The sequence below is a fragment of the Nocardioides sp. Z38_18 genome (assembly GCF_058215695.1).
Window position 1 is genome coordinate 1,508,628 of the sequence record NZ_JBZAJE010000002.1, and the last position, 25,994, is coordinate 1,534,621.

Genomic DNA, 25,994 nt, shown 5'->3' on the forward strand with positions numbered 1-25,994 from the left:
GACTATCCGCTCGCTTCGCTCGCTGCTCGACCACCTAGTGGTGCGTTTGCTGCTCCACCACCTTGTGGCTACAGCAGGCGGGCGACGGCTTCGTCGTACGCCGCCACGCTGGCGTCGGCGAGGCCGTGGCCGGTGGGGGCCTGCTCGGCGAGGGCAAGGATCTGTGCGGCGCGGATGCGGGCCTCCTCGAGCTCTTCGGCACCCGGGGGCGTGCCGGCGGTGGCGAGGTCGGTGACCTCGGCGAGGAGTGCCTCGCGGGTGCGTCCGCGGAGCAGGAGCAGCACGTAGGGATCGCGGTCGATCTGCCAGGCGAGCTGGTAGAGCAGCGCTAGGGCGTGCACGCAGGGCTGGGCCCAGGCATCGCACTCGCAGGCGGTGTCGATGGCGCCCGTGCCGGGGAGCACCTCGGCCCCGGCCTCGTCGGCGTGCTCGACCAGGTTGGCGGGGAGGTCGCCCGCCTCCAGCGCCGCCGCGTAGCCGCTCTCCCGGGCCGCTTCCCGGGCGAAGGTGGTCCAGCCCTCGTCGTCGAGCCGGGCGACCCTGACCTGGGCCATCAGCGGGGTGTCCCCGCCCGGGTCGACGACCGCCGAGGACATCGCCTCCAGCACCACGATCGCGCCGAGTCGGCCGGACCTCGCCAGGCTGCGGGCGGCGACCAGGTCGCCCGCCTCCACGGTGAGCTCCTCGAACGAGCGGACGAACGCGCGGCCCCACCAGGTGGTGCTGCGGGCGGTCGTGCCCCGGACCCGGGTCAGTCGCGGGAACACCAGGGGGTCAGGCATCGGTTTCCGGGCTACGCAGGGTCACCAGGTCGCGGAGCTCGGCGTTGCTGAGCTCGGTGAGCGCGACCTCGCCGGAGCCGAGTACCGCCTCGGCCAGGCTGCGCTTGCGGGTGAGCAGCTGGTCGATCCGCTCCTCGATGGTGCCCTGGGTGACCATCCGGTGCACCTGGACGGGACGCGTCTGCCCGATCCGGTGGGCGCGGTCGGTGGCCTGGTCCTCGACCGCGGGGTTCCACCAGCGGTCGAAGTGGATCACGTGGTCGGCCCGGGTCAGGTTGAGCCCGGTCCCGCCGGCCTTGAGCGAGAGCAGGAACACCGGCGCCGCACCGGCCTGGAAGTCGCTCACCATCTGCTCCCGTGCCCGGACCGGGGTGCCGCCGTGCAGGAACAGCGTGGGCACCGACGCGGCGGCGAGGTGTCGCTCGAGCAGGCGGGCCATCGCGACGTACTGGGTGAAGACCAGCACCGAGCCGTTCTCGGCCAGGATCGTGCCGAGCAGCTCGTCGACGAGGTCGAGCTTCTCCGAGCGGCCGGTGAGCCGGCCGCCGGCCTGGCGCAGGTAGTGCGCGGGGTGGTTGCAGATCTGCTTGAGGCCGGTCAGCAGCGCGAGCACGAGACCGCGGCGGGTGGTCTCGTCGGCCCGCTCGATCCGGTCCATCGACTCGCGCACCAGGGCCTCGTAGAGCACCACCTGCTCCTTGGTGAGGCCGATCAGGTGGTCGGTCTCGGTCTTCGCCGGCAGCTCGGGCGCCACCCCCGGGTCGGACTTGCGGCGGCGCAGCAGGAACGGCTCCACCAGCTGGGCGAACCGGCGGGCGACCGTGGGGTCGACGCCGGCCTCGATCGGCGCTGCCCACACCTTGCGGAACGCGTTGCGCGACCCGAGCAGGCCAGGCGTGGCCCAGTCGAGGATGGCCCACAGCTCGGTCAGGTTGTTCTCCACCGGCGTGCCGGTGAGCGCGACCCGGCAGCGCGAGCCGATGGTGCGCAGGTTGCGGGCCGTCGAGGACGTGGCGTTCTTGATGTGCTGGGCCTCGTCGGCGACCACGAGGTCCCAGGCCACCGTCCCCAGGTCCTCGTGCGCGCGCCGCATGGTGCCATAGGTGGTGAGCACGACGCCGTCCTCGATCAGGCCGGCCGTGCCCGGCGCTGCGTCGGTCGAGCCAGCCCCGTCGGTCGAGCTCGTCGAGACCAGCGACCGGGAGCTGCCGTGGTAGCGGCGTACGGCGACCCCGGGGGCGAACTTCCGGAACTCGCTCTCCCAGTTGCCCATCAGGCTCGCCGGGCACACCACCAGGGTCGGGCCCTGGGCCAGGCGACGCTCCCTGCGGTGCAGGTGCAGCGCGATCACGGTGATCGTCTTGCCCAGGCCCATGTCGTCGGCCAGGCAGGCGCCGAGCCCGGCGCCGGTGAGCTCGGCAAGCCAGGTGAGGCCGTGGCGCTGGTAGTCGCGCAGGGTCGCCTGAAGGCCGGGGGGCACCTCGATCGGCGCCACGCTCGCTGCGTCGACGATGCGGTCGCGCACCTTGAGCAGCGTCGCCCCGGGGTGGACCGGCACCGTCTCGCCGTCCAGCTCGATCGTGCCGGTCAGCGCCGAGGCCAGCGCGGCCGCCGGCTTGATCCTCTGTGCTGTCTTCTGGGCAGCCTTCCGCTTGCGCGCCCGCCTGGCGACGACGGGATCGATCACCATCCAGTTGTCGCGCAACCGGATCACCGGCGTCGTGGCTCCCGCGAGGACGGTCATCTCCTCGTCGGTGAGCGCGTCGTCACCCATGGCGAGGCGCCAGTCGAACTCGAACAGCGCGCCGGGACCGAACAGCCCTTCGTGCAGGGGGGCGTCGCGCTGGGCGCGGGCCACCTCGACCCGGGCCTGCGGGATCAGCTCTCCGCGGAGGCCGCGCGGCCAGAACACCTCGACGCCGGCGCGGTCCAGGGCCTCCAGGCCGTGCTCGAGGAGGTCGGCCAGCTCCTCGGAGTCCAGCACCATCCGGTCCGGGACCTGCTGGCGCTGCAGCCGGTCCAGGGGGGCCCAGATGCCGGCGGCCTTGCGCAGCTCGGCGCCCAGGCTGACCCGGGCGCGCCGGGAGAACCCGTGGTCCTCGGCCAGCCACAGCCGTTCCGCGTCGACGACGTGGGTGTCGTCGTCGGCCTCGTGCGCCTGGAGCACGACGACCACGCCGCCGCCCTCCAGCACCTCGTTCGGTGCCTCCACCCGCAGGGAGATCCGGACCTCGTCGGGCAGGTCGTCGTCCTCGTCCTGGTCCGCTGGGTGGTCGCGCCGGCGTACCGGGCTCTCGAAGGTCCGCGAGGGCCGGGTCGTCGCTGCCGAGGGCGGGCGGGTCACGGTGTCGACGACCGCGTCGAGCAGCTGCCGGATCAGGTCCTCGGCCTCCTCGACGGTGGTGTCCCCGTGGGCGCGCGCGGTGGCCAGCGCGTGCAGCCGGTCGTCGTCCTCCGGCTGGAGCGGGCCCACCCGCCAGGAGTCACCGGACTCCGAGAGCCGGACCCGTCCGGCCGCCACCAGCTTCATCGCCAGCAGGGTCGCGCCGCTGAGCAGCCCGACCGACGGGTGCGCGTCCTCGACCCGGATGGCACGGGTGAGCACCGGGATCGCACCCCGCATCGGCATCCGGATCGTGCGCGCCGGGCCGGAGAACTCCACCTCGCTCAGTCGTGGGGGGTGGCTCGGCACCCACCTCGCCTCACCCTGCAACGGCACGAAGCTCACTGCCCGACTCGCCTCCCCTGATCCTGCCGGTCGAACCTAACCGGTCGACCTGACAGTCCCGCGGCGAGCCGGGGCGAGCTGGGGCCGCGCGGCGGTGTACGGGGCTGTCTGTGGCCCGCGGGCCCCACAAATGTTGGGTTGTAACGTCGCGACGGCCGATCTGGACGTTCCAACCCAACATTTGTGCAGTCGTAGCAATGGCAGGGGCATCGCGGATGTCACGACCCAACATTTGTGGGGCTGTGGCGTCGACAGGGCCTTCGCGGATGTCACAACCCAACAAATGTGAGGCCCTGCGGCCGGCCCACCGCTCAGTCGTCGTCGCCCCGGATCGCGGCAGCGACGGCCTCGGGAACCCGCTCGTCGAAGACGCTCGGGATGATGTAGCTGACGTTCAGCTCCCGGTCGCTGACGCAGCTCGCGATCGCGGCGGCCGCGCGCAGGAGCATCTCCACGGTGACGTCGGTGGCGCGGGCGTCGAGCAGGCCCCGGAAGACGCCGGGGAACGCGAGCACGTTGTTGATCTGGTTGGGGTAGTCGCTGCGGCCGCTCGCGACCACGGCGGCGTGGTGCGCGGCATCGGCGGGGTCGATCTCCGGGTCGGGGTTGGCCAGCGCGAACACCACCGGCTTCGGGCCCATGTCCTCGATCCACTCCGCCTGAAGGACTCCCGGGCCGCTGACGCCGATGAACACGTCCGCGTCGGTGAGCGCGGTGTGCAGGTCGCCGCGGACCCGGCGGGGGTTGGTCCGCTTCGCCAGGCTGGCCATCGCCGGGGGGAGCGAGTCGTCGTCGTCGGACAGGCAGCCCACGCGGTCCCACACCACGACGTCCTGCGCGCCGGCAGCGAGCAGGAGGGTGACGATCGCCGTACCCGCGGCCCCGGCTCCGGCCACCACGATCCTGACCTCGGGCAGCTCACGCTCGATGCAGCGCAGCGCGTTGGTCAGCGCGGCGAGTACGACGATCGCGGTGCCGTGCTGGTCGTCGTGGAAGACCGGGATGTCGAGCCGCTCACGCAGCCGGGCCTCGATCTCGAAGCAGCGGGGCGCAGCGATGTCCTCGAGGTTGATCCCGCCGAAGCCGGGGGCGATCGCCGCGACGACGTCGACGATGCGCTCGGTGTCCTGGGTGTCGAGGCAGATCGGCCACGCGTCGATGTCGGCGAACCGCTTGAACAGGGCGCACTTGCCCTCCATCACCGGCAGCGCGGCACCGGGGCCGATGTTGCCGAGACCCAGCACCGCGGAGCCGTCGGTGACCACCGCGACGCTGTTGCCCTTCACGGTGAGCCGGGGGATGTCCTCCGGGTTCTCCGCGAGGGCCATGCTGACCCGTCCCACGCCGGGCGTGTAGGCCATCGACATGTCGTCGCGGGTGCGCAGGGGGACCTTGGAGTTGACCTCGATCTTGCCGCCGAGGTGCAGCAGGAAGGTGCGGTCGGAGACCTTGTGCACCACGACGCCTTCGAGGCCGCGCAGGTCGGCGACGATCTCCTCCGCGTGCTCGGAGTCGGTGGCCGAGCAGGTGACGTCGATGACGAGCCGGTCGTGCCGGGACTCGGCCACGTCGAGCGCACTGACGATCCCGCCCTCGAGGGCGATCGCGGTGGCGATCCGGCCGACCACGGACGGGTCGGTGCCGGTGTGCAGCCGCATGGTGATCGAGTAGGAGCCGCTGGTGGCCGCGCTGCGCTTGCGTGGAGCCGTCTCTGTCATGCCAGCATCTTGCCTGCCGCTGCCCGTTACCGGCGAGTCGGGAAAACATTGCGGTAACCAGAAGTCTCTACAGTGCCCGGGCATGGGCTCACCGATCACACCGCTGGAGACCGGATCCGGACCGATCCGGGCGACGACGTACGTCCCCTCGACCCCCGACCACGTGCTCTGGGGCCGGCTCCCGTGCGCCGCCGACGACCCCGTCGAACGGGTGGACCCGGGCACGGAGGTCACCTTCGACACGGTGAGCCACGAGGGGATCCTGGAGGACCAGGGCCGAGATCCCGAGGCGTTCTTCTCGGCGTACGGCGTGGAGCACGTGCTCTCCGACGCGATCGCGATCGCCGCCACGGACGGGTCCACCCACCCGCGGACCTTCGGGGTCGACGGTCCGCACGTCGTGTCCCGGCCGGTGGCCGTCACCGGCGCGCGCCCCGGCGACCTGCTCGCGGTGACCGTGCTGGAGACGCGCCCGAGGGTGCCGTACGGCGTGATCTCGAACCGGCACGGGAAGGGCGCCCTGCCGGGTGAGTTCCCGGCCTCGGGCGAGCTGTTCAGCGCGTTCGCGAGCGTGGACGAGACCGGCAGCCGGGGACGGCTGCCGCTGGTGCAGGGAGGCAGGCCGGTGGTCTCGTTCCCGCTGGCCCCGTTCCTCGGCATCATCGGTGTCGCCGTCGCGGGCGACCAGCGGCCGCACTCGGTCCCGCCGGGGGCGTACGGCGGCAACATCGACATCAACCTGCTCACCGTGGGCTCCACCCTCTACCTGCCCGTGCAGGCCGAGGACGCGTTGGTCTACGTCGGCGACCCGCACTTCGCCCAGGGCGACGGCGAGGTGGCGCTGACCGCGCTGGAGGCCTCGCTGCGGGCGACGGTGCGGCTCGACGTGGTGGCGCGCGAGGACGCGGTCCGCCAGTTCGGGGAGCTCGCGGGCCCGCTCGCCGAGACCGCGGAGTTCCTCGTGCCGACCGGCCTCGACGAGGACCTCGACCTCGCGATGGCCAACTGCGTGCGGGCGTCGATCGGGCTGCTCCAGGCCCGCTACGGGATGGACCCCGCGCTCGCGCTGGCCTACCTGAGCGCCGCCACCGACTTCGACATCTCCCAGGTCGTCGACGTGGTCAAGGGCGTGCACGCCCGGATCCGCAAGGACGACTTCGCGCAGGTCACCCGATGAGCGAGCCGGTGAGCGAGCCGGTGGGAGCGCCCGTGCCCGAGGGCCTGATGGCGGCCTTCGAGGCCTACGAGCAGGCGCTGATGTCGAACGACCTCGAGGCGCTCGACCGGCTGTTCGCGCCGGGCGCGGAGACGATGCGCGGCGACGCCGCGGGACTCCTGGTGGGCCACGACCGGATCAGCGCCTTCCGGGGTGGTCGCGGCGGTGCCCCGCCGCGCCGGATCGTGGAGACCCACGTGCAGGTGGTCGACGCCGACCATGCGCTCGTCGTCGCGGTCACCGAGCTCGAGCGCGGCGGCCGGGGACTGCAGACCCAGCTCTGGGCGCGGCTCCCGGCGGGCTGGGCGGTCACCGCTGCGCACGTCTCCGTGTCCGCTCCCGCCCTGGACACCCGGGTGTGGCGAGTGGTCGGCGACCCGCTGGTCCGGGGCAGCGGCGAGGGGCCGCTCGCCGGCGAGCGGGTCGCGGTCAAGGACCTGTATGCCGTGGCCGGTCACCGCATCGGAGCGGGCAACCCGGCCTGGCTCGAGGCTTCCGGGATCGAGCAGGAGAACGCCTGGGCCGTGCAGCGGCTGCTCGACGCCGGAGCCGACCTCGCCGGCATCGCCCGCACCGACGAGTTCGCCTACAGCCTCGCCGGGACCAACGCCCACTACGGCGTACCCCCGAACCCGAAGGCGCCCCACCGGATCTCCGGCGGCTCCTCCTCCGGGTCGGCGAGCGCGGTCTCCCTGGGCCACGCCACCGTCGGCCTGGGCACCGACACCGGGGGGTCGGTGCGGGTGCCCGCGGCGTACCAGGGGCTGTGGGGGCTCCGCGCCAGCCACGGCGTCGTACCCGTCGAGGGGCTGCTGCCGCTGGCACCCAGCTTCGACGCGGTCGGCTGGCTGACCCGTGACGCGGCCACGCTGGCCCGGGTCGGTGACGCGCTGCTGCCGTCGGCGACCGCGGTGCCGAGCCTGCACGAGGAGCTGGTGCTCGTCCCGGTCCTGCTGGACCTCTGCAGGGACGAGGTCGCGGAGGCCGTGGACCGCTGGGCACTGGAGCGTGAGGCCGGGGCGGTGACCTGGGCGCTCCCGGATCTGGGCCAGTGGCTGGCCGCCTTCCAGCGCGTCCAGGCGTGGGAGGCGTGGCAGAGCGACGGCGGCTGGCTCGAGCAGCGGATGGACACCCTAGGGCCCGACGTCCGCGGCCGGTTCGAGACGGCGTCGCGGATCTCCGAGGCGGAGGCCGACCGGGAGCGGGCCGTCCTCGCCGAGGCCGCCGCCGAGATCCGGGACCTGGTGACCGGTCGCGTCCTCGTGCTGCCCTCGGCTTCCTCGGTGGCGCCCGCGACCGGTCCCGGGCTCGCGGCAGAGCTGCAGTCGGTCCGCGACGCCACGATGCGGCTCACCTGCCTGGCCGGGATCGCCGGGCTCCCGGCGCTCAACGTCCCCCTGGTGACGGCGGCCGGCCTGCCCTGCGGCGCCTCGCTGGTGGCCGGCCCCGGCCGGGACCGCGACCTGCTCGCGCTCGCCGAGCGGCTGGACGCCGAGTGAGCCGCGCTGCCGGACCAACTGCCGGGCGCTGGCACGGCGACGCGGCGTCACAGGTCCGAAACACTGGATGCCCATGGCTGTAAAGACGACCACCTACCGTCCGCGAGGGGCCAGACGATGAAGATCGAGGAGTTCAACCTGATGGGTACCGCCGAGGCACGCGAGCTGGTGCGCTCCTGCGCGGACGTGCCGAGCTGGGCGCAGGCCGTCGTCGACGGCCGCCCGTACGCCGCCCCGGACCATCTCGTCGCACGCGCCGACGAGCTCGCCGCCGGCTGGTCCGCGGCCGACGTGGAGCAGGCCCTGGCCGACCACCCACGCATCGGGGAGTCCCACGCGGGCTCCGGGACCAGCGCCGAGATGTCCGGCCGCGAGCAGTCCGGGGTGGACCGCGACGACACCGACGTCGCGGCCCGGCTCGAGGCCGGGAACCGCGCCTACGAGGACCGGTTCGGCCGGATCTTCCTGGTCCGGGCCGCGGGCCGCAGCGCGGAGGAGATCCTCGACCAGCTCGAGCAGCGGCTCGGGAACGATCCCGACACCGAGCTCGAGGCCACCTCCCGGGCGCTGCGCGAGATCGCCGGCCTGCGACTCGACGCGATGTTCGCATGAGCACCCTCTCCAGCCACGTCCTCGACGCCGCGCTCGGGGTGCCGGCCGTGGGGCTGGCGATGACCCTGGGCGGTCCCGGTGGCGACCCGGTCTCCACCGCCACCACCGACGCCGACGGGCGGGTCAGGTTCGACCTCGACCTCGAGCCCGGCGGGTACCACCTGCTCCTGGAGACCGGGCTCTGGTTCGCGGCCGCTGACCGGCCGACGTTCTTCCCCGAGATCTCGGTCGCGTTCGTGGTCTCCCCGGTCGAGCAGCACTACCACCTCGCCGTGCTCCTGAGCCCGTTCTCCTACACCACCTACCGAGGGAGCTGAGATGACCGCTGAGATCCCTGGGGCCGCCACCGGCAGCATCGTGCTGGGCGCCAACCAGTACGGCAAGGCCGAGTGCCGCCTGGTCCGGATCACCCGGGACAGCGCCAGGCACGAGATCGAGGACCTGACCGTGACCTCGCAGCTGCGCGGTGACTTCAACGCCTGCCACACCGAGGGCGACAACAGTCAGGTGGTGGCCACCGACACCCAGAAGAACACCCTCTACGCCTTCGCCAAGGAGCACGGGGTCGGCTCGCCCGAGCGGCTGCTGCTCACCCTGGGCCGGCACTTCGTGGACGGCTTCGAGTGGGTGACCGGGGGTCGCTGGGAGGCCGAGCAGCACGCCTGGCAGCGCATCCTCGTCGACGGGCAGCCCCACGACCACTCCTTCGTCCGGACCGGACAGGAGACGCGGACCGCCCTGGTCCAGATGGACGGCGAGACCACCCACGTGCTGGCCGGGCTCAAGGACTGCACGGTGCTGAAGTCGACCGGCTCGGAGTTCCACGGGTTCCCCCGCGACCGGTTCACCACCCTCGCGGAGACCGACGACCGGATCCTGGCCACGTCGGTGACCGCCTGGTGGCGCTACACGGACACCGACCTGGACTTCAACGCGACCTACGACTCGATCCGGACGACCCTGCTCGAGACGTTCGCGAGCGTGCACTCGCTCGCGCTCCAGCAGACGATCTTCGCGGTGGGCAAGGCGATCCTCGAGACCCATCCCGAGGTCGCCGAGGTGAAGCTCTCCTGCCCGAACAAGCACCACTTCCTGGTCGACCTCGAGCCGTTCGGGATGGAGAACCCGGGCGAGGTGTTCTTCGCCGCCGACCGGCCCTACGGGCTGATCGAGGCCACCGTCGAGCGCGCGGGTGCGGTCCCGGTCCCCGAGGCCTGGGCCACCGTCGCCGGGTTCTGCTGAGGTGCGCCTCGACGCCGTCCAGGCCCAGCGGGTCCTGGTCGAGGACACGTTCGTCCCCGCGACGCTGACCCTGCACCACGGGCGGATCGCCTCGATCGAGCCGTTCGAGCACGAGGCCGACGGCTTCGTGCTGCGGGTCCCGGACACGGCGTACGTCGTGCCGGGGATCGTGGACACGCACGTGCACATCAACGAGCCCGGCCGCACCGAGTGGGAGGGGTTCGTCTCGGCGACGGAGGCGGCCGCCCTGGGCGGGGCCACGACGCTGATCGACATGCCGCTGAACTCGGTGCCGCCCACCACCACCATGGCGGGGCTGCGCGCCAAGCAGGCCGCGGCCGCCGGCGAGCTGATGGTCGACGTCGGGTTCTGGGGTGGCGCCGTGCCCGGGAACCTGCCGGACCTGGAGCCGCTGTGGGAGGCCGGGGTGTTCGGCTACAAGTGCTTCCTCTCACCGTCCGGGGTCGAGGAGTTCCCGCCGCTGGACCCCGCGGAGTTCCTCGCCGCGCTCACCGAGGTCGCCCGACTCGGCGCCCGGATGATCGTGCACGCGGAGGACGCCCGCGTGCTGGAGGAGGCGCCCTCGCCGCCGAGCCGGGCCTACCGCGACTTCGTGGTCTCCCGGCCCGACCGGGCCGAGGTCGCGGCCATCGCCCAGGTGCTCGACGGCGCCCGGGAGACCGGCGCCCGCGTGCACATCCTGCACCTGTCATCGGCCCGCGCCCTGGACCTGATCGCGGACGCCCGCGCCGAAGGGCTGCCGGTCACGGTGGAGACCTGTCCGCACTACCTGTGCTTCGCCGCCGAGTCGATCCCCGACGGTTCCCCTCAGTTCAAGTGCTGCCCGCCCATCCGCGACTCCGGCAACCGCGAGGAGCTCTGGCAGGCGCTGCGGGACGGGATCATCGACACCATCGTCAGCGACCACTCGCCCGCCACGGCAGAGGAGAAGGGTCGTGGCGACGGTGACCTGCAGCAGGCCTGGGGCGGGGTGTCCGGGCTCCAGGTCGGGTTCAGCGCGATCGCCCAGGAGGCCCGCCGGCGAGGGATCCCGCTGGCCCGGGTCAGCCGGTGGATGTCGCGCAACAGCGCCGACCTCGTCGGGCTGACCAACAAGGGCCGGATCGAGGTGGGCGCCGACGCCGACCTGGCCGTCTACGACACCGGCGTGGACTTCCGGATCGAGGCGACCCGCCTGGCGCACCGCAACCCGATCTCGGCGTACGACGGCCTCCGCTACGGCGGCCGGATCACCCGCTCGGTGGTCCGCGGCAACGCCGTCGACGTGGAACGCCCCGACCACGGCTGGGGCCGGCAGCTGCTCCGCCCCTGACCTGACCGCGTCCGGTCAGTCGCCCGTCAGTGGTGGCGGCGCCGCGGCCGTCGAGGCGCGCACGACGAGCTCGGTGGCCAGCTCGACGTGGTTGGAGTCGATCTTCTCGCCGTCGACGAGGCGCAGCGCCGTGCGCAGGGCGACCGCGCCCATCTCCTGGAGCGGCTGGCGCACCGTGGTCAGCGGCGGGGAGGCGATCCGCGCGATCTCGGTGTCGTCGAACCCGACCACGCTGAGGTCCTGCGGCACCGAGAGGCCCATCGAGCGGGCGGCCTCGATCGCTCCACGGGCGAGCTCGTCGCTGGCGGCGAAGATCGCGGTCGGCCGGTGGGGGAGCGAGAGCAGCCGCGGCGCCCCGTCGAGACCGTCCTGGTAGCGGAAGTCCAGCGTGCTGTGCACGTAGTCGTCGGGGAGCGCGACCCCGGCCGTCTCGAGAGCGGAGCGGAGCCCGGCCAGCCGCGCCTGGCTGCACTCCGCCGTCGAGCGCCCACCCAGGTAGGCGATGCGGCGGTGCCCGAGCTCGACGAGGTGGCGGGCGGCGGCCTGTCCGCCGCGGAAGTTCGTCGAGCCCACGCTGACGACGTCGGGCGAGGGGATGTTCATCGGGTCGATCACCACGAGGGGCAGGCGCAGCCGGCTCAGGGCGGTGAACTCCTCGGGCCCGAGCTCGTCGGTCACGGCGATCACGGCGCGGCGCCCGCTGACTGCGAGGTTGCGCGCCCAGGTCGTCGCCTCGACCTTCGCCGAGGGCCGCTGGTCGACGGGCTTGACCCCGATGGTCACCGAGACGCCGAGCTCCGCAGCCGCGGCGGCGACGCCCTGGACGATCTCCGAGGAGTAGGCGCCGATGGTGCCGCGGAAGGTCAGCTCGATGGTGGGCTGCCGCTCGATCGTGCGCAGCTGGCTGCCGTAGTCGTGCGTGCGGAGCAGCTCCTGCACCCGGGCCCGGGTCGCCGGGGCGACGTCGCTGCGCCCGTTGAGCACCTTGGAGACGGTGGCGACCGAGACGCCGGCGGACGCGGCCACCGTGGCGAGCGTCGTACGGCGCTGTGTCACGGGCATCTCGGGTGCTCCTCCTGCAGGCTGGCTACTCTGACGCGTGGTGCTCGACCCGGACGGGGGTGTCCAGCCGGCGGTCGTGACCAACGACGCGGGTCTGACCCACCAGACGGACGGGGACCCGGGCCCGTTCGTCTGCCGCGGAGGTGCCGACGAGGAGCTCCACGTCGCCTGCCTCGACGATGCGGTCCAGACTCGGGTCAGTGTAGGCCGTCCGGTCGGCGTGGAGGTCGAAGAAGACCTCGGCCGAGCACCCGGCCTCGAGGTGGACCCGGGCGAAGCCGACCAGCTGCCGTACGGGCCGGGCGACGCGCGCCACCGGGTCGTGCAGGTAGACCTGGACGACCTCGTCACCTGCCCGTTCTCCGGTGTTCGTCACCACCGCGCTGACCTCCACCGACGCGTCGGTGCTGATCTCCTCCGCGCCGGCCCGCACCTGGTCCACCCGGAAGGAGGTGTACGACGCGCCGTACCCGAAGGGGAACAGTGGCGTGGAGTCGACCGAGGTGATGCCGGCGCTCTCCACGCCGCCCAGCGCCGGCTGGAGGTAGGTGCTCGGCTGGCTGCCCGCCCGCCGGGGGACCTGCACCGGCAGCCGTCCGGCGGGGCAGAGCCGTCCCGAGAGGACACCGGCGATCGCGGCGCCGCCCTCCTCGCCGGGGAAGAACGACTGCACCAGTCCCGCCACCCGGCCGTGGAAGGCGCCCAGCGCGTAGGGACGGCCCGAGACGACAACCAGCACGACGGGGGTCCCGGTCGCCAGCAGCGCCTCGACCAGCTGGGCCTGGACCCCCGGCAGCCGCAGGTCCTCCGCGTCGCAGCCCTCGCCCGAGGAGCCGTGGCCGAACAGTCCGGCGAGGTCGCCGACGTAGGCCACGCAGAGGTCTGCCTCCCGGGCGGCGGCCGCCGCGGCCTCGATGCCGCTGGTGTCCTCGCCGGTCACCGCACAGCCGGGCTCGTGCACGACCTCGGCCTCGCCCAATTCGGGGCCCAGCTCGGCACGCAGTGCATCGAGAGCTGTGGGGACCTCGATGCCGAGATCGGAGCCGGGGTGACGCGGCAGCACGTGGGTGGGGAAGGCGTAGCAGCCCATGAACGTCAGCGGGTTGTCGGCGCAGGGCCCGACCACGGCCACCCGTTGGGGCAGCGGCCGCTGTGGGTCGCGGATCGGCAGGGCGGTGCCGGCGTCCAGCAGGACGACCGAGCGCTCCGCCATCTCGCGCGCCAGCGCGCGGTTGGCCGCCGAGTCGAGGTCGACCCTCGCGGCCCCGGCCACCGACGCCTCGGCCGACCAGTCGTCGTCGAGCAGCCCGAGCTGGACCTTGGCGAGGAGCGCGCGACCCGCGGCCCGGTCGACGAGGGCCTCGTCGACGACGCCGGACCGCACCAGGTCGACCAGGCCGGCGCCGTACCCCAGGGTGTCGGGCAGCTCGACGTCGATGCCGGCCTCAAGGGCCAGGGCGCCGGCACCCGCAGGGTCCGCGGCGACACGGTGCATGGAGGCCAGGAACGGCACCGCCCAGTAGTCCGAGACGACCGTGCCCTCGAAGCCCCACTCCTCGCGCAGCACCTCGGTGAGCAGCCAGCGGCTGGCGCCCGCGGGCACCCCGTCGAAGTCGGAGTAGGAGTTCATCACCGACCCGGCGCCGCCGAGCGCGATCGCCGCCTCGAAGGGGGGCAGGATGACGTCACGCATCTCCCGCGGCCCCATCGAGACGGGGCCGTGGTTGCGTGCGGCGCGCGAGGCGGAGTAGCCGGCGAAGTGCTTCAGGGTCGCGATCACGCCGGCGGACTGCAGCCCCTGGACGTAGGCGGTGCCGAGGGTGGCGACCAGGTGCGGGTCCTCGCCCATCGTCTCCTCGACCCGGCCCCACCGGTAGTCGCGCACGACGTCGAGCACCGGGGAGAGGCCCTGGTGCACCCCCAGGGCCGCCATGTCGCTGCCGATCGCGGCGGCCATCCGGCGGACGAGGTCGGGGTCCCAGGTCGCTGCCCAGGCGATGGCGGCCGGGTAGACAGTTGCGCCGTACGCCGTGAAGCCGGTGAGGCACTCCTCGTGCACCAGTGCGGGGATGCCCAGGCGTGAGGAGCCCTGCACCACGCGCTGCTGCCGGACGAGCTCCGCCGCCCCCTCGGCGACCGTGACCGGAGCGCTGCCGTAGACCCGGGTCAGGTGGCCCAGTCCGTGCCGGCTCGCCTCGCCCAGCGAGGTGGTCCCGGACGCGGCGAAGACCTCCTGCATGGGCGCCACCTGCAGGTCGCTGCCCTCGGTGCCGGGGTCGCCTCCGAGGTTGTTGCCGACCCAGCGGCTGCCCAGCTGGCCCACCTTCTCCTCCAGGGTCATCGCGGCCAGGAGCGAGGCGACCCGCTGCGCCGCCGGCCGGTCGCGGTCCGCCCAGGGGCGCTCCTGGGCAGCCTCGCCAGGGCTCTGCGGAGTGGGGGCGGACGTGGTGCCCGTGGGCTGGGTCATGGCTCCTCCTGGGTGGCTGAGCGCCCGCCGTCGCGGACGAGTGTCGAAAGATCTTTCGATCCATCCGAAAGAAGGCGACGACTTCGTGGCACAGTACCGCCCCGCCAGGGACTTGGGAACGACCGGGCAACGATCCGAGGCCCGCTTGCTGAGCGTGCTGAACCAGTAGAGTGTGATGCTTGACACACTCCGGCACCCGTCCTACGGTCAGCAACTAGATGCAGTCGAGATCGAAACATATTTCGGTCACGTTGCTCGACGTCGCCTCGCCTCGTGGCGACACGTCGCACGCTGACGAGCCGTGGTGGTCGCGGTCGTCGAGGTGGAGGTCAGAGACATGGAACCGATGAACGCATCCCGGCGCAGCTTCCTGCGCCTGGTCGGGCTGGGCGTGCCCGTGAGCGCGGCCCTGGTGGCCTGCGGCGGCTCCCCCAGCAAGACCGGCGCCGCTGGCGGCTCCGGCGGCGGCAAGGGGGTGGCGTCGTACTGGACGCTGTCGGGCAAGCCGCAGGAGGAGATCCGCAAGGACACGATCGCCCGCTTCAACAAGGCCAACCCGAAGTCCGCGATCGACATCACCCTGATCGCCAACGACCCCTACAAGCAGAAGGTCAAGACGGCGATCGGCGCCGGCAAGAGCCCGACGCTGATCTGGGGCTGGGGCGGTGGTGGCCTGAAGAGCTACGTCGAGGCCGACCAGGTGCTCGACCTGACCAGCTGGTTCGCGGAGAACCCGGACCTCAAGGAGGGCCGCTTCCCGGCCACGTTCGAGGCGGCCACGGTCGACGACAAGCTGTACGCCGTGCCGATCGAGACCGTCACGCCGATCGTCCTGTACTGGAACAAGAAGCTCTTCGAGCAGGTCGGCGCCGAGCCCCCGGAGTCGTGGGGCGACGTGATGGACCTCGTCGCGAAGTTCAACGCCGAAGGCATCGCGCCGTTCTCGCTCGCGGGGCAGTCGCGATGGACCAACATGATGTGGCTGGAGTTCCTCTTCGACCGCATCGGCGGGTCAGAGGTCTTCGCGAACATCTTCGACGGCCAGAAGAACGCGTGGAGCCAACCGGCGGCCCTGCAGGCGCTGGGCGAGGTGCAGAAGCTGGTCAAGGCCGACGGGTTCCAGAAGGGGTTCCAGTCCACCGTCGCCGACCAGAACGCCGACCAGGCGGTGCTGTTCACCGGCAAGGCCGCGATGATGCTGCACGGCGCGTGGACCTACGGGTCGATGAAGGCCGACGGTGGCGACTTCGTGACCGGCGGCAACCTCGGCTACATGAACTTCCCGGCGGTCGACGGCGGCAAGGGCGATCCTTCGAGCACCGTGGGCAACCCCGGGCAGTACGTCTCCATCTCCTCCCAGGCGAGCAAGGAGGCGCAGGACGCCGCCAAGAAGCTGCTCACCACCACGATGCTCGACGAGACCGAGATCAAGAAGTGGGTCGACATCGGCAACATCCCGGTCGTGAAGAGCTCCGGTGACCTGATCTCCGGCGTCTCGGACGAGAACGACAAGGCGTGGCTGCAGTTCGTCTACGACACCTCCAGCAAGGCCTCGGGCTTCGCGCAGTCGTGGGACCAGGCGTTGCCGCCCTCGCAGGCGACCGCGCTGCTGGACAACATCGGCAAGCTCTTCCAGCTCGACATCAGTCCCCAGACGTTCGCCGACGAGATGAACAAGACCATCGGCACATGAGCGCCCACGCTGCCACGTCCGGGACCCGGCATCGGGGCGGTGCCCGGGCGCGGCAGCGCGGTTCAGTGGCGTGGATGGCGCTTCCCGCACTGGCCGTCTTCCTGCTCTTCGCGATCCTCCCGCTCCTGGGGGTGCTGGCGCTGAGCTTCACCCGCTGGGACGGGCTCGGTGCGATCCAGCCCATCGGCATCGGCAATTGGCGCTCGGTGCTGACCGACTCCGCACTGCTGCACTCCCTGTGGGTCACCTTCGAGGTGATGGCCTTCTCCTGGGTGGTGCAGACCCCGATCAGCCTCCTGCTCGGCGTCTTCATGGCCAGCCGGCAGCGCTACCGGGCCGTGCTGGCGGTCTTCTACTTCGTGCCGCTCCTGCTCAGCGCCGCGGCGATCGCGGTCACCTTCAAGGCGCTCCTCGACCCCAACTTCGGTCTCGGTCCCGGGCTCGGGTCCGAGCTCCTGACGCAGAACTGGCTCGGTGAGCCGGCGCTCGCCATGGGCGTGATCATCTTCATCGTCTCCTGGCAGTTCATCCCGTTCCACTCCCTGATCTACCAAGGCGCGGTGCGTCAGATCCCGGCGTCGCTCTACGAGGCCGCGTCCCTCGACGGAGCCGGCCGGGTGCGCGCGTTCTTCAGCATCACCCTGCCCCAGCTGAAGTACACGATCATCACCTCCTCGACGCTGATGGTCGTGGGGTCCCTGACGTTCTTCGACCTGATCTTCGTGCTCACCGAGGGCGGCCCGGGCGACTCCACCCGGGTGCTCGCGCTGGACATGTACCGCCGCGGCTTCGGCGCCAACCAGATGGGACCGGCGAGCGTGATCGCGGTGATCCTCGTCCTGGTCGGCCTGGCCATCGCGCTGGCGCTGCGGCGGCTCGGCGGCAACGCGGACGACTCCCAGCTGGAAGGGATCTAGGCGATGGCCACTCTCGTAGGAGGCACGGTCCAGGACCCGACCGATCGGCTCACGGCACCTCCCTCCCAGCCTTCGGGGGGTGGCTGGGCAGGCCGCAACTGGGGCGCCGGGCTGGCCGGATGGTTCTGGCTGGCGGTGATCCTCGTGCCGCTGTACTGGATCGTGATCACCAGCTTCAAGGCGTCCAGCGACTACTACCAGCAGAACGCCTTCGCGCCACCGGCGAACCCGACGCTGGAGAACTACCGGCTGGTGATCGCGAACGACTTCGTGCACTACTTCTTCAACAGCGTGCTGGTCGCGGCGGGCACCACGATCCCGACCGTCCTGCTGGCGCTGATGGCGGCGTACGCCATCGTTCGCGGAGCGCACAGCAGGCTGCTCAAGGGCATCCACGCCCTGTTCCTGATGGGCCTGGCCATCCCGCTGCAGGCGGCGATCATCCCGGTCTACCTGATGATCATCAAGATGGGGCTCTACGACTCCCTGGCCGCGATCGCGATCCCGTCGATCGCCTTCGCCATCCCGCTCGCGGTGCTGGTGCTGACCAACTTCCTGCGCGACGTCCCGCGCGACCTGTTCGACTCGATGCGCCTCGACGGGGCCAGCGAGTGGATGATGTTGTGGCGGCTCGCGTTCCCGCTCACCCGGCCGGCGATGGTCACGGTGGCCGTCTACACCGGCGTCACCGTGTGGAACGGCTTCCTGCTGCCGCTGGTCCTGACCCAGAGCCCCGACCGGCGCACGATGCCGCTGGCCGTGTGGAGCTTCCAGGGCCAGTTCCAGGTCAACGTCCCCGCCGTGCTGGCCTCCGTCGTGCTGAGCACCGTGCCGATCGTGGTCCTCTACACGATCGGTCGCCGCCAGCTGGTCAGCGGACTGAGCGAGGGCTTCAGCAAGTAGTCCCGCCGCTCACCCGTGGCCGAGGAGGGTGGTGGGGTGGGCGGTCGTCGGAAACAGTTCTGAAACGAGGCCGCCCTAGCCTCCGCGGGTGACCACCTTCGCGCCGATCGATCCGCCGCCGCGCCTGCTGATGGGACCGGGGCCGATCACTGCCGATCCGCGGGTGCTGCGCGCGATGTCGGCGCAGCTCGTCGGCCAGTACGACCCGTTCATGACCGCGACCATGAACGAGACGATGCAGCTCTACCGCGACGTGTTCCGCACCGGCAACGAGCAGACGTTCCTCGTCGACGGGACCTCGCGCGCGGGCATCGAGGCGGCGCTGGTCTCACTCGTCGAGCCCGGCGACCGGGTGCTGGTGCCGGTCTTCGGCCGCTTCGGGCACCTGCTCGTCGAGATCGCCACCCGGTGCGGCGCGGAGGTGCACACCATCGAGGTCGAGTGGGGCGAGGTCTTCGAGGCCGACACCGTGGAGCGCGCCGTGGTCGAGGTGCGGCCCAAGGTGCTCGCGGTCGTGCACGGCGACACCGCGACCACGATGCGCCAGCCGCTCGAGGACCTCGGCGAGATCTGCCGGCGTCACGACGTGGTGCTCTACTGCGACGCCACCGCCACCCTGGGCGGGAACACCTTCGCGACCGACGCCTGGGGCATCGACATCGCCACGGCCGGCCTGCAGAAGTGCCTGGGCGGACCCTCCGGGAGCGCGCCGATCACCGTCTCCGACCGCGCGACCGAGGTGATCAACGGGCGCAAGCACGTCGAGGCCGGCATCCGGGAGGCCGACGACGCCGAGCACGGCGCGCGGATCGGCTCGAACTACTTCGACCTCGCCATGGTGATGGACTACTGGGGCCCGCGACGGCTCAACCACCACACCGAGGCGACCACCATGCTGTACGGCGCCCGCGAGTGCGCCCGGCTGCTCGTCGAGGAGGGACTCGACGCCGCCGTCGAGCGGCACCGGCTGCACGGCGCCGCGATGCTCGCCGGGGTCCAGGGAGTGGGCCTGCAGGTCTTCGGCGACCCGGCGCACAAGATGAACAACGTCGTCGCGGTGCACATCCCTGACGGCGTGGACGGCGACGCCGCCCGGGCGGGCCTGCTGGCGGACTTCGGCATCGAGATCGGCACCTCCTTCGGTCCCCTGCACGGCAAGGTCTGGCGGATCGGCACGATGGGCCACAACGCCCGCAAGGACGCCGTACTGCTCACGCTGGCCGCCCTCGAGCAGGTGCTCCGCGGCTGCGGAGCCGGCGTGATCGCCGGCGGCGGGGTGGGCGCTGCGCGGGAGGTCTACCAGGACGCCGCGGGGGAGACGCAGCCATGACCACGGCGGAGACGGTGCTGACCCGGTGCGCGGACCTGGACGCGTTCTCCGCGAGCCCGCGCTGGCTGGAGCGGGTCTACCTCTCTCCCGAGCACGCCGCGGCCAACGCCCGGGCGGCGTACTGGATGCAGCAGGCCGGCCTGACCACCTGGCAGGACGCGGCCGGCAACCAGTGGGGACGCTGCGAGGGACGTGAGCCCGGCCTGCCGGCACTGGTCCTGGGATCCCACCTCGACACCGTCCCGGACGCCGGGAGCTACGACGGGATGCTCGGGGTGGTGATGGCGATCGCGGTGGTCGAACGCCTCGCCCGGGGCGAGACCGACCTGGTCGCGCAGTTCCCGTTCGCGATCGAGGTGGTCGGGTTCAGCGACGAGGAGGGCACCCGCTTCGGAACCGCCCTGCTGGGCAGCAAGGCGGTGGCCGGGCTCTGGGACCAGGACGACTGGGACCTCCGCGACCGCGACGGAACCACGCTGCACAAGGCGTTCAAGGACTTCGGGCTCGACCCGCGCCTGGTCGGCGAGGCCGCCCGCGCGCCCGAGGAGATCATCGGCTACCTCGAGGCGCACATCGAGCAGGGACCGTTCCTGGAGGCGGCCGACACCTCGCTGGGCTACGTCACCACCATCGCGGGTGCCCGCCGCTTCCGGCTCTCGGTCCACGGTGAGGCCCGGCACGCAGGCGGTACGCCGTACGCCCGCCGCAAGGACGCGCTCGTCGGCGCGAGCGAGGCGATCTCCGCGATCGAGCGACTGGGCCGCGCCTCGGAGTGCATCGCCACCGTCGGACGCATCGAGGTGCTCCCCGGCGCCATCAACGTCATCCCCGGCCGTGCCGACTTCAGCCTCGACCTACGGGCGGAGACCGACGAGGAGCGCGACGCGATGTGGGTCGCGATGCGCGAGGAGATCGAGGAGCTGTGCCACCGCCGCGGCCTGCGCTTCGAGGCGGTCGAGCACCACAGCGCCCCTGCCTCGCCGTGCGCGGACTGGCTGCAGGAGGCGATCGTCGCCGGCATCCGCACGACCGGAGACCTCGACCCCCCAGGGCTGTGGAGCCGCGCGGGGCACGACGCGATGGCGATCTCGGCCGTGGCCGACACCGGGATGCTGTTCCTGCGCTGCTTCGACGGGATCAGCCACCACCCGGCCGAGGACGTCCGCGCGATCGACGTCGCCCGCGGCCTCGACGCCCTCGAGGCCACCGTCCTCGAGGTGGCCCGGACGGAGACGGCGCGCCTCGACGCGGCCCGGCTCGAGGCGGTCGAGGACTGATGGACCTGCCCACGGTCACCTCCTTCCGCCGCGCCGAGGTCCGCGGCGACCTCGCGCTTGCACACGGGGAGACCGTGGTCTCCGGCGGCACCTGGCTCTTCTCCGAGCCGCAGCCCGGTACCACCGGCCTGGTGGACCTGACCGCCCTCGGGTGGGAGCCGTGGGAGCGCCTCCCCGACGAAGGCCTGCGGATCGCGGCCACCTGCACGATCGAGCAGCTGCTCGCCGTCCCGGACGACATGCTCGGCACGGCCACCGGGCTGGTCCGCTCGTGCGCGGACGCGTTCTTGATGTCGTTCAAGATCCAGCACCTCGCCACGGTCGGCGGCAACGTCTGCCTGGCGCTCCCGGCCGGCGCGATGATCTCGCTGCTGGTCGCCCTGGACGCGACCGCGGTCGTCTGGACGGCCGACGGTGACGAGCGCCGGCAACCGGTCGCCGACCTCGTCACCGGGGTGCGCAGCACCACCCTGGAGCCGGGGGAGGTGCTCCGCGCCGTGGAGGTGCCGGCCGCCTCCCTGCGCGCGCAGTACGCGTTCCGCCGGCTCTCGCTGGCCCCGCTCGGCCGGTCCTCGGTGGTCCTCGTGGCACGTCGTACGCCGACCGCGCTCGTGCTCTCGCTGACCGCCGCCACCACCCGGCCGGTGCTGATCGAGCTCTCTGAAGACGACTGGGCCGACGAGCTCCCGCGCGCGCTGGACGCGGTCACCTGCTGGCACCAGGACGCGCACGGCGCCGCCGACTGGCGCGCCGCGATGGCGGCCCGGCTCGGTGCCGAGTGCCTCGCCGAGGTCACCGCCCACGGGGAGGTGCAGCCGTGAGTGCCGAGCCGCCACCGCCCGCCGTCGTGGACGGGAGCGCGTTGCCCTGCGAGCCCAGGCCGGGCCAGTGCCTGCGCACCTATCTGCGCGAGCACGGCCACCTCGCCGTGAAGAAGGGCTGCGACGCGGGTGACTGCGGCGCCTGCACCGTGCTGGTCGACGGGTCGCCGGTGCACTCCTGCGTGTTCCCCGCGACCAGGGCAGCGGGGCGGGAGATCACCACCGCCGCCGGCCTGGGCACTCCGGAGGAGCTGCACCCGGTCCAGGGCAACTTCGTCGGGGCGGCCGGCTTCCAGTGCGGGTTCTGCACCGCCGGCTTCGTCACCACGGCCGCCGCGCTGGCCGGGGAGGACGGCAGGGTCGAGGCTGGGGACGAGGAGCTCGCCCGGCTGTTCAAGGGCAACCTGTGCCGCTGCACCGGCTACCGGTCCGTGCGCGACGCCCTCGCGGGGAAGACCAACATCGAGCCCGGTGCCGGCTTCGGCGGCTCCCCGGGGGCCCTCGCCGGTCGCCGCATCGTCTGCGGTGCTGAGCCGTTCACCCTCGACCTCCCCGAGAGCGGCGTACTCCAGATGGCGCTGCTGCAGAGCCCGCACGCCCACGCCCGCATCGTGCACCTCGACACCTCTCGCGCGGAGGCGCTGCCCGGGGTGCACCTGGTGCTCACCCACCGCGACGTCCCGGACGTGCGCTACTCCAGCGCCCGGCACGAGAGCCGGCTCGACGACCCCGACGACACCCGGATGCTCGACGACGTCGTCCGGTTCCGCGGCCAGCGGATCGCCGCGGTGGTGGCGCAGAGCATGGCGATCGCCCAGGAGGCGGTCGGCCTGATCGAGGTCGGCTACGACCTCCTGCCCGCCGTCCTCGATCCCGAGGAGGCGCGCTCGCCGGGGGCGCCGCTGCTGCACGGGCACCTCGATCCCGTGACCTCACGGGTCTCCGACCCCGGGCGCAACGTCGCAGCGCAGAGTCACGGCGAGGTCGGCGATGTCGCCGCCGGGCTGGCGGCGGCCGCCGTCACCGTGCGCGGCACCTGGCGCACCGGACGGGTCAACCAGGCGGCCCTGGAGACGCACGGTGCCCGGGGCTGGCTCGACGAGCTGGGCAACCTGGTGATCCGCAGCAGCACCCAGATCCCCTTCCTGGTGCGCAAGGAGCTGGCCTACGTCTTCGGGATCCCGGAGGAGCAGATCAGGGTGCTCGCGGCCCGGGTGGGCGGTGGCTTCGGTGGCAAGCAGGAGATGCTCGTCGAGGACATCGTCGGACTGGCCGTGCTGCGGCTGGGCCAGCCGGTGCAGCTCGAGCTCACCCGCGAGCAGCAGTTCACCCTCGTCCCCGGCAGGCACCCGATGCGGGTCAGTGTCGAGCTCGGCGCCGACGCCGACGGCGTACTCACCGCGATGAAGCTCGACGTGCTCACCGACACCGGCGCCTACGGCAACCATGCGCCCGGAGTGATGTTCCACGGCTGTCACGAGTCGGTGGCGCTCTACCGCTGCCCCAACAAGCGGGTCGACGCCGAGGCGGTCTACACGAACACCGTCCCCTCCGGGGCGTTCCGCGGCTACGGACTGGGCCAGGTGATCTTCGCGATCGAGTCGGCCCTCGACGACCTCGCCCGCGAGCTCGGCATCAGCCCGTTCGACGTACGCCGCCGCAACGTGGTCGTGCCCGGCGACGACTTCGTGGTGAACGGGCCACCCGACACCGACCTCGAGTTCGGCAGCTACGGGCTCGACCAGTGCCTGGACCTGGTGGAGGCGGCCCTCGGTGACCACGACGGTGAGCCCGCGGGTGACCAGGGGGTCCCCGAGGGGTGGCAGGTCGGGCACGGCATGGCCGCCTCGATGATCGCCACGATCCCGCCCCGGGGGCACTACTCCGCGGCCACCGCCACGATGCACCCCGACGGCCGGGTCGTGCTCGACGTCGGCAGCGCCGAGTTCGGCAACGGTACGGCGACCGTGCACGTCCAGATCGCCGCCACCGAGCTCGGCGTGGACCCGGCCCTGATCGAGCTGCGTGCCTCCGACACGGCGATCGCGGGCTACGACACCGGGGCCTACGGCTCCACCGGCTCCGTGGTCGCGGGCCGCGCCGTCGCGGAGGCGGTCCGCAACCTGCGCACGATGCTGGACGGGTTCGAGGGACCGTTGCTCGGTCCTGTCTCGGCCTCGGGTGCCCACCGGGGGTCACCGCGGTCGGTGGCCTTCAACGTGCACGGCTTCCGGGTCGCGGTCGACCCGGGGACCGGCGAGGTGCGCATCCTGCGCTCGGTCCAGGCCGCGGACGCGGGGGTGGTGATCAACCCCGAGCAGCTCCGCGGACAGGTCGAGGGCGGCGTGGCCCAGGGGATCGGGTCGGCGCTGTACGAGGAGGTGGTGGTCTCGACAGGCTCGACCGCCGGGGACAGTTCGACCGCCGGGGACGGCTCGACCGACAACCTCGGGGCGGTGACCACCCGGAGCTTCCGGGACTACCGGCTGCCGCAGATGGGGGACGTGCCGCAGACCGAGGTGCTCCTCGCGGAGACCTACGACCGGCTCGGGGTGCGGGGGGCGAAGTCGATGAGCGAGGCGCCGTACAACCCGGTCGCCCCGGCCCTGGCCAACGCCGTGCGCGACGCGATCGGCGTGCGGCCCCACGAGCTGCCGATGAGCCGCGACCGCGTGTGGCGGCTCGCGCAGTCCACCTCGACCCCGCAGGAGGGCAGATGAGGGACCAGTACTGGCTGAGCCTGGCCGTGGAGCTCGCCGTCGACAACGTCGCCTCCGGCGGGGGACCGTTCGGCGCGATGATCGTGCGCGGGGAGGAGGCGCTCGCCCGGGGCGTGAACCGGGTGACCCGGGACAACGACCCCACCGCCCATGCGGAGGTGGTGGCGATCCGCAGTGCGTGCCAGGCGATCAGCGACTTCTCCCTGGCGGGCTGCGTCCTGTACACCTCCTGCGAGCCCTGCCCGCTGTGCGTCTCCAGCGCCCTGTGGGCCCGGGTCGACCGCGTGGTCTACGCAGCAGACCGCGACGACGCCGCCCGTGGGGGCTTCGACGACCGCGAGTTCTACGAGCTGTTCGGCAAGGAGCGCGACGCCTGGCCGACCCCGATCGAGGGGCTGCGGCTGCTGTCCTCCACAGCGCCCTTCGAGTCCTGGCTGCGCAACCCCGACCGCACGCACTACTAGACCGGTGGGCGGCGTAACGCCGCCGAAACTTCCAGCGTCGGGGCGCGAAACGCGACCGCCCTAGGTTTCGCAGCGATCAGGATCCGACCCGCCCCCGCACGCTCGCCACGAGGAGCCCCAGATGCGACTTCCCACCCGTCACCACCAGCGCCGCGCCAGGCGCGGAGCCGTACTGCTCGCCGCGGCGGCCCTCGTCCTCGCGGGCTGCGGCTCCTCGGACGAGGACGAGGGTGCCGCTGCCTCCTCCGGTGACGACCTCGGCGACATCGCCGTCCAGTTCTCCTGGATCAAGAACGCCGAGTTCGCCGGCGAGTTCATCGCCGACGACGCCGGCTACTACCAGGAGGCCGGAATCGGCAAGGTCAACTTCCTCGCGGGCCCCGTGGCCCAGGAGGAGATCGTCGCCACCGGCAAGGCACAGTTCGGGCTGAGCAACGCGGTCTCCACCGCCGCGGCCATCTCCAACTCCCAGTTCCCACTGAAGATCGTCGGCGCGACGTACCAGAAGAACCCGTTCACCATCCTTTCGCTCGCCGACAAGGGCAACATCAAGACGCCCCAGGACCTGATCGGCAAGAAGATCGGCGTCCAGGACCCCAACCTCTCGCTCTTCAAGGCGCTGCTGGCCGCCAACGACATCGACGAGAAGCAGGTCACGATCGTGCCCAACGGCTTCGACATCTCGCCGCTGGAGGACAAGAAGATCGACGGACTGGTCGCCTACGTCACCAACGAGTCGCTGCTCGTCAAGGGACACGGGTTCGACACCGTGGACCTGTCCTTCGCCGACAACGGCCTCCCGTTCGTCGCGGAGAGCGTCATCACGACCGACGAGATCCTCAAGAGCAAGCCCGACCTGGTGAAGGCGTTCCTCGAGGCCGAGATCAAGGGCTGGCGCGACGCCTGCGACGGCGAGGAGGGCTACAAGCGGGGAGCCGAGCTCGCCGTGAACAAGTACGGCAAGGACCTCGACCCTCCGCTGGAGCTCGACAAGGAGATCGCCCAGGCGACCCAGCAGTGCGAGTCGTTGGTCAACACCGACGAGACCAAGACGAACGGCATCTTCACGATCAGCGACGAGCTCATCGCTGCGAACATGAAGTCGCTTAAGGAAGCCGGCCTCGAGCTCGAGGCCGACGAGCTCTTCGACATGGGGCCGCTCACCGAGCTGCTCGAGGAGAAGCCCGAGCTCAAGGTCACCGGCTGATGG

General features: G+C 72.1%; 20 protein-coding genes. 15 read left to right on the forward strand and 5 right to left on the reverse strand.

Features of this window, described 5'->3' with window-relative positions:
* Positions 1–68: 68 nt before the first annotated feature.
* The 3 genes from AC4BGC_RS18395 to AC4BGC_RS18405 all read right to left on the reverse strand — a co-directional run bounded on the left by AC4BGC_RS18395 (position 69) and on the right by AC4BGC_RS18405 (position 5,228).
* On the reverse strand, positions 69–782 hold the full coding sequence (locus AC4BGC_RS18395; protein WP_490557050.1) for an SWIM zinc finger family protein: 714 nt from the start codon (positions 780–782) through the stop codon (positions 69–71).
* Positions 775–3,474 (reverse strand): DEAD/DEAH box helicase, encoded by a 2,700-nt coding sequence (locus AC4BGC_RS18400; protein ID WP_490557051.1) that lies wholly within the window; start codon positions 3,472–3,474, stop codon positions 775–777. Before AC4BGC_RS18400 ends, AC4BGC_RS18395 begins: the two co-directional genes overlap by 8 nt.
* 347 nt (positions 3,475–3,821) lie before the next feature.
* Complete coding sequence (locus AC4BGC_RS18405; RefSeq protein WP_490557052.1) at positions 3,822–5,228, reverse strand: NAD-dependent malic enzyme; 1,407 nt, start codon at positions 5,226–5,228, stop codon at positions 3,822–3,824.
* 82 nt (positions 5,229–5,310) lie between these two features.
* Here AC4BGC_RS18405 and AC4BGC_RS18410 point away from each other — a divergent pair, with 82 nt between their 5' ends.
* From AC4BGC_RS18410 to allB, 6 genes are all read left to right on the forward strand, one after another.
* On the forward strand, positions 5,311–6,405 hold the full coding sequence (locus AC4BGC_RS18410; RefSeq protein WP_490557053.1) for an acetamidase/formamidase family protein: 1,095 nt from the start codon (positions 5,311–5,313) through the stop codon (positions 6,403–6,405).
* Positions 6,402–7,943 (forward strand): amidase, encoded by a 1,542-nt coding sequence (locus tag AC4BGC_RS18415; protein WP_490557054.1) that lies wholly within the window; start codon positions 6,402–6,404, stop codon positions 7,941–7,943. Before AC4BGC_RS18410 ends, AC4BGC_RS18415 begins: the two co-directional genes overlap by 4 nt.
* Positions 7,944–8,060: 117 nt before the next feature.
* Positions 8,061–8,555, forward strand: a complete 495-nt coding sequence (gene uraD, locus AC4BGC_RS18420) for a 2-oxo-4-hydroxy-4-carboxy-5-ureidoimidazoline decarboxylase (RefSeq protein ID WP_490557055.1) — start codon at positions 8,061–8,063, stop codon at positions 8,553–8,555.
* Positions 8,552–8,872 carry a hydroxyisourate hydrolase gene (uraH, locus tag AC4BGC_RS18425; RefSeq protein ID WP_490546938.1) on the forward strand — a complete coding sequence of 107 codons (321 nt, stop codon included), beginning with the start codon at positions 8,552–8,554 and terminating at the stop codon, positions 8,870–8,872. Before uraD ends, uraH begins: the two co-directional genes overlap by 4 nt.
* Before the next feature lies 1 nt (position 8,873).
* Positions 8,874–9,797 carry a factor-independent urate hydroxylase gene (gene pucL, locus AC4BGC_RS18430; RefSeq protein ID WP_490557056.1) on the forward strand — a complete coding sequence of 308 codons (924 nt, stop codon included), beginning with the start codon at positions 8,874–8,876 and terminating at the stop codon, positions 9,795–9,797.
* 1 nt (position 9,798) lies between these two features.
* Positions 9,799–11,130, forward strand: a complete 1,332-nt coding sequence (gene allB, locus AC4BGC_RS18435) for an allantoinase AllB (RefSeq protein WP_490557057.1) — start codon at positions 9,799–9,801, stop codon at positions 11,128–11,130.
* A gap of 15 nt (positions 11,131–11,145) precedes the next feature.
* Here allB and AC4BGC_RS18440 read toward each other — a convergent pair whose 3' ends face one another.
* Together AC4BGC_RS18440 and AC4BGC_RS18445 are read right to left on the reverse strand one after the other, a co-directional pair.
* Complete coding sequence (locus AC4BGC_RS18440; RefSeq protein ID WP_490546935.1) at positions 11,146–12,192, reverse strand: LacI family DNA-binding transcriptional regulator; 1,047 nt, start codon at positions 12,190–12,192, stop codon at positions 11,146–11,148.
* Positions 12,193–12,217: 25 nt separating this feature from the next.
* The gene (locus AC4BGC_RS18445; protein WP_490557058.1) at positions 12,218–14,659 is read right to left on the reverse strand and encodes a glycoside hydrolase family 3 N-terminal domain-containing protein; all 2,442 of its coding nucleotides are present in this window, start codon (positions 14,657–14,659) and stop codon (positions 12,218–12,220) included.
* Positions 14,660–14,996: 337 nt separating this feature from the next.
* On the opposite strand from AC4BGC_RS18445, the gene AC4BGC_RS18450 reads away from it, so the two are divergent.
* The 9 genes from AC4BGC_RS18450 to AC4BGC_RS18490 all read left to right on the forward strand — a co-directional run bounded on the left by AC4BGC_RS18450 (position 14,997) and on the right by AC4BGC_RS18490 (position 25,991).
* On the forward strand, positions 14,997–16,352 hold the full coding sequence (locus AC4BGC_RS18450) for an extracellular solute-binding protein (protein ID WP_490546933.1): 1,356 nt from the start codon (positions 14,997–14,999) through the stop codon (positions 16,350–16,352).
* The gene (locus AC4BGC_RS18455; protein ID WP_490546932.1) at positions 16,349–17,269 is read left to right on the forward strand and encodes a carbohydrate ABC transporter permease; all 921 of its coding nucleotides are present in this window, start codon (positions 16,349–16,351) and stop codon (positions 17,267–17,269) included. Before AC4BGC_RS18450 ends, AC4BGC_RS18455 begins: the two co-directional genes overlap by 4 nt.
* A 3-nt stretch (positions 17,270–17,272) precedes the next feature.
* Positions 17,273–18,172, forward strand: a complete 900-nt coding sequence (locus AC4BGC_RS18460; protein WP_490557059.1) for a carbohydrate ABC transporter permease — start codon at positions 17,273–17,275, stop codon at positions 18,170–18,172.
* Between the two features lie 88 nt (positions 18,173–18,260).
* Positions 18,261–19,502 (forward strand): pyridoxal-phosphate-dependent aminotransferase family protein, encoded by a 1,242-nt coding sequence (locus AC4BGC_RS18465; protein WP_490557060.1) that lies wholly within the window; start codon positions 18,261–18,263, stop codon positions 19,500–19,502.
* The gene (locus AC4BGC_RS18470; RefSeq protein WP_490557061.1) at positions 19,499–20,779 is read left to right on the forward strand and encodes an allantoate amidohydrolase; all 1,281 of its coding nucleotides are present in this window, start codon (positions 19,499–19,501) and stop codon (positions 20,777–20,779) included. Before AC4BGC_RS18465 ends, AC4BGC_RS18470 begins: the two co-directional genes overlap by 4 nt.
* Complete coding sequence (locus tag AC4BGC_RS18475) at positions 20,779–21,600, forward strand: FAD binding domain-containing protein (protein ID WP_490557062.1); 822 nt, start codon at positions 20,779–20,781, stop codon at positions 21,598–21,600. Before AC4BGC_RS18470 ends, AC4BGC_RS18475 begins: the two co-directional genes overlap by 1 nt.
* Positions 21,597–24,320, forward strand: coding sequence for a molybdopterin-dependent oxidoreductase (locus tag AC4BGC_RS18480; RefSeq protein ID WP_490557063.1), 2,724 nt, complete (start codon positions 21,597–21,599; stop codon positions 24,318–24,320). Before AC4BGC_RS18475 ends, AC4BGC_RS18480 begins: the two co-directional genes overlap by 4 nt.
* Positions 24,317–24,784, forward strand: coding sequence for a nucleoside deaminase (locus AC4BGC_RS18485; protein ID WP_490557064.1), 468 nt, complete (start codon positions 24,317–24,319; stop codon positions 24,782–24,784). The genes AC4BGC_RS18480 and AC4BGC_RS18485 overlap by 4 nt, the downstream gene beginning before the upstream one ends.
* A gap of 121 nt (positions 24,785–24,905) precedes the next feature.
* On the forward strand, positions 24,906–25,991 hold the full coding sequence (locus AC4BGC_RS18490; RefSeq protein WP_490557065.1) for an ABC transporter substrate-binding protein: 1,086 nt from the start codon (positions 24,906–24,908) through the stop codon (positions 25,989–25,991).
* Positions 25,992–25,994: the final 3 nt, after the last annotated feature.

Coding starts and splice junctions, on each gene's coding strand:
- pucL (WP_490557056.1), top strand. CDS start 8,874: ATGACCGCTGAGATCCCTGGGGCCGCCACCGGCAGCATCGTGCTGGGC.
- AC4BGC_RS18445 (WP_490557058.1), bottom strand. CDS start 14,659: ATGACCCAGCCCACGGGCACCACGTCCGCCCCCACTCCGCAGAGCCCT.
- AC4BGC_RS18450 (WP_490546933.1), top strand. CDS start 14,997: ATGGAACCGATGAACGCATCCCGGCGCAGCTTCCTGCGCCTGGTCGGG.
- AC4BGC_RS18470 (WP_490557061.1), top strand. CDS start 19,499: ATGACCACGGCGGAGACGGTGCTGACCCGGTGCGCGGACCTGGACGCG.
- AC4BGC_RS18460 (WP_490557059.1), top strand. CDS start 17,273: ATGGCCACTCTCGTAGGAGGCACGGTCCAGGACCCGACCGATCGGCTC.
- AC4BGC_RS18455 (WP_490546932.1), top strand. CDS start 16,349: ATGAGCGCCCACGCTGCCACGTCCGGGACCCGGCATCGGGGCGGTGCC.
- AC4BGC_RS18415 (WP_490557054.1), top strand. CDS start 6,402: ATGAGCGAGCCGGTGAGCGAGCCGGTGGGAGCGCCCGTGCCCGAGGGC.
- AC4BGC_RS18475 (WP_490557062.1), top strand. CDS start 20,779: ATGGACCTGCCCACGGTCACCTCCTTCCGCCGCGCCGAGGTCCGCGGC.
- AC4BGC_RS18440 (WP_490546935.1), bottom strand. CDS start 12,192: ATGCCCGTGACACAGCGCCGTACGACGCTCGCCACGGTGGCCGCGTCC.
- AC4BGC_RS18405 (WP_490557052.1), bottom strand. CDS start 5,228: ATGACAGAGACGGCTCCACGCAAGCGCAGCGCGGCCACCAGCGGCTCC.
- AC4BGC_RS18410 (WP_490557053.1), top strand. CDS start 5,311: ATGGGCTCACCGATCACACCGCTGGAGACCGGATCCGGACCGATCCGG.
- AC4BGC_RS18490 (WP_490557065.1), top strand. CDS start 24,906: ATGCGACTTCCCACCCGTCACCACCAGCGCCGCGCCAGGCGCGGAGCC.
- uraD (WP_490557055.1), top strand. CDS start 8,061: ATGAAGATCGAGGAGTTCAACCTGATGGGTACCGCCGAGGCACGCGAG.
- AC4BGC_RS18485 (WP_490557064.1), top strand. CDS start 24,317: ATGAGGGACCAGTACTGGCTGAGCCTGGCCGTGGAGCTCGCCGTCGAC.
- AC4BGC_RS18395 (WP_490557050.1), bottom strand. CDS start 782: ATGCCTGACCCCCTGGTGTTCCCGCGACTGACCCGGGTCCGGGGCACG.
- uraH (WP_490546938.1), top strand. CDS start 8,552: ATGAGCACCCTCTCCAGCCACGTCCTCGACGCCGCGCTCGGGGTGCCG.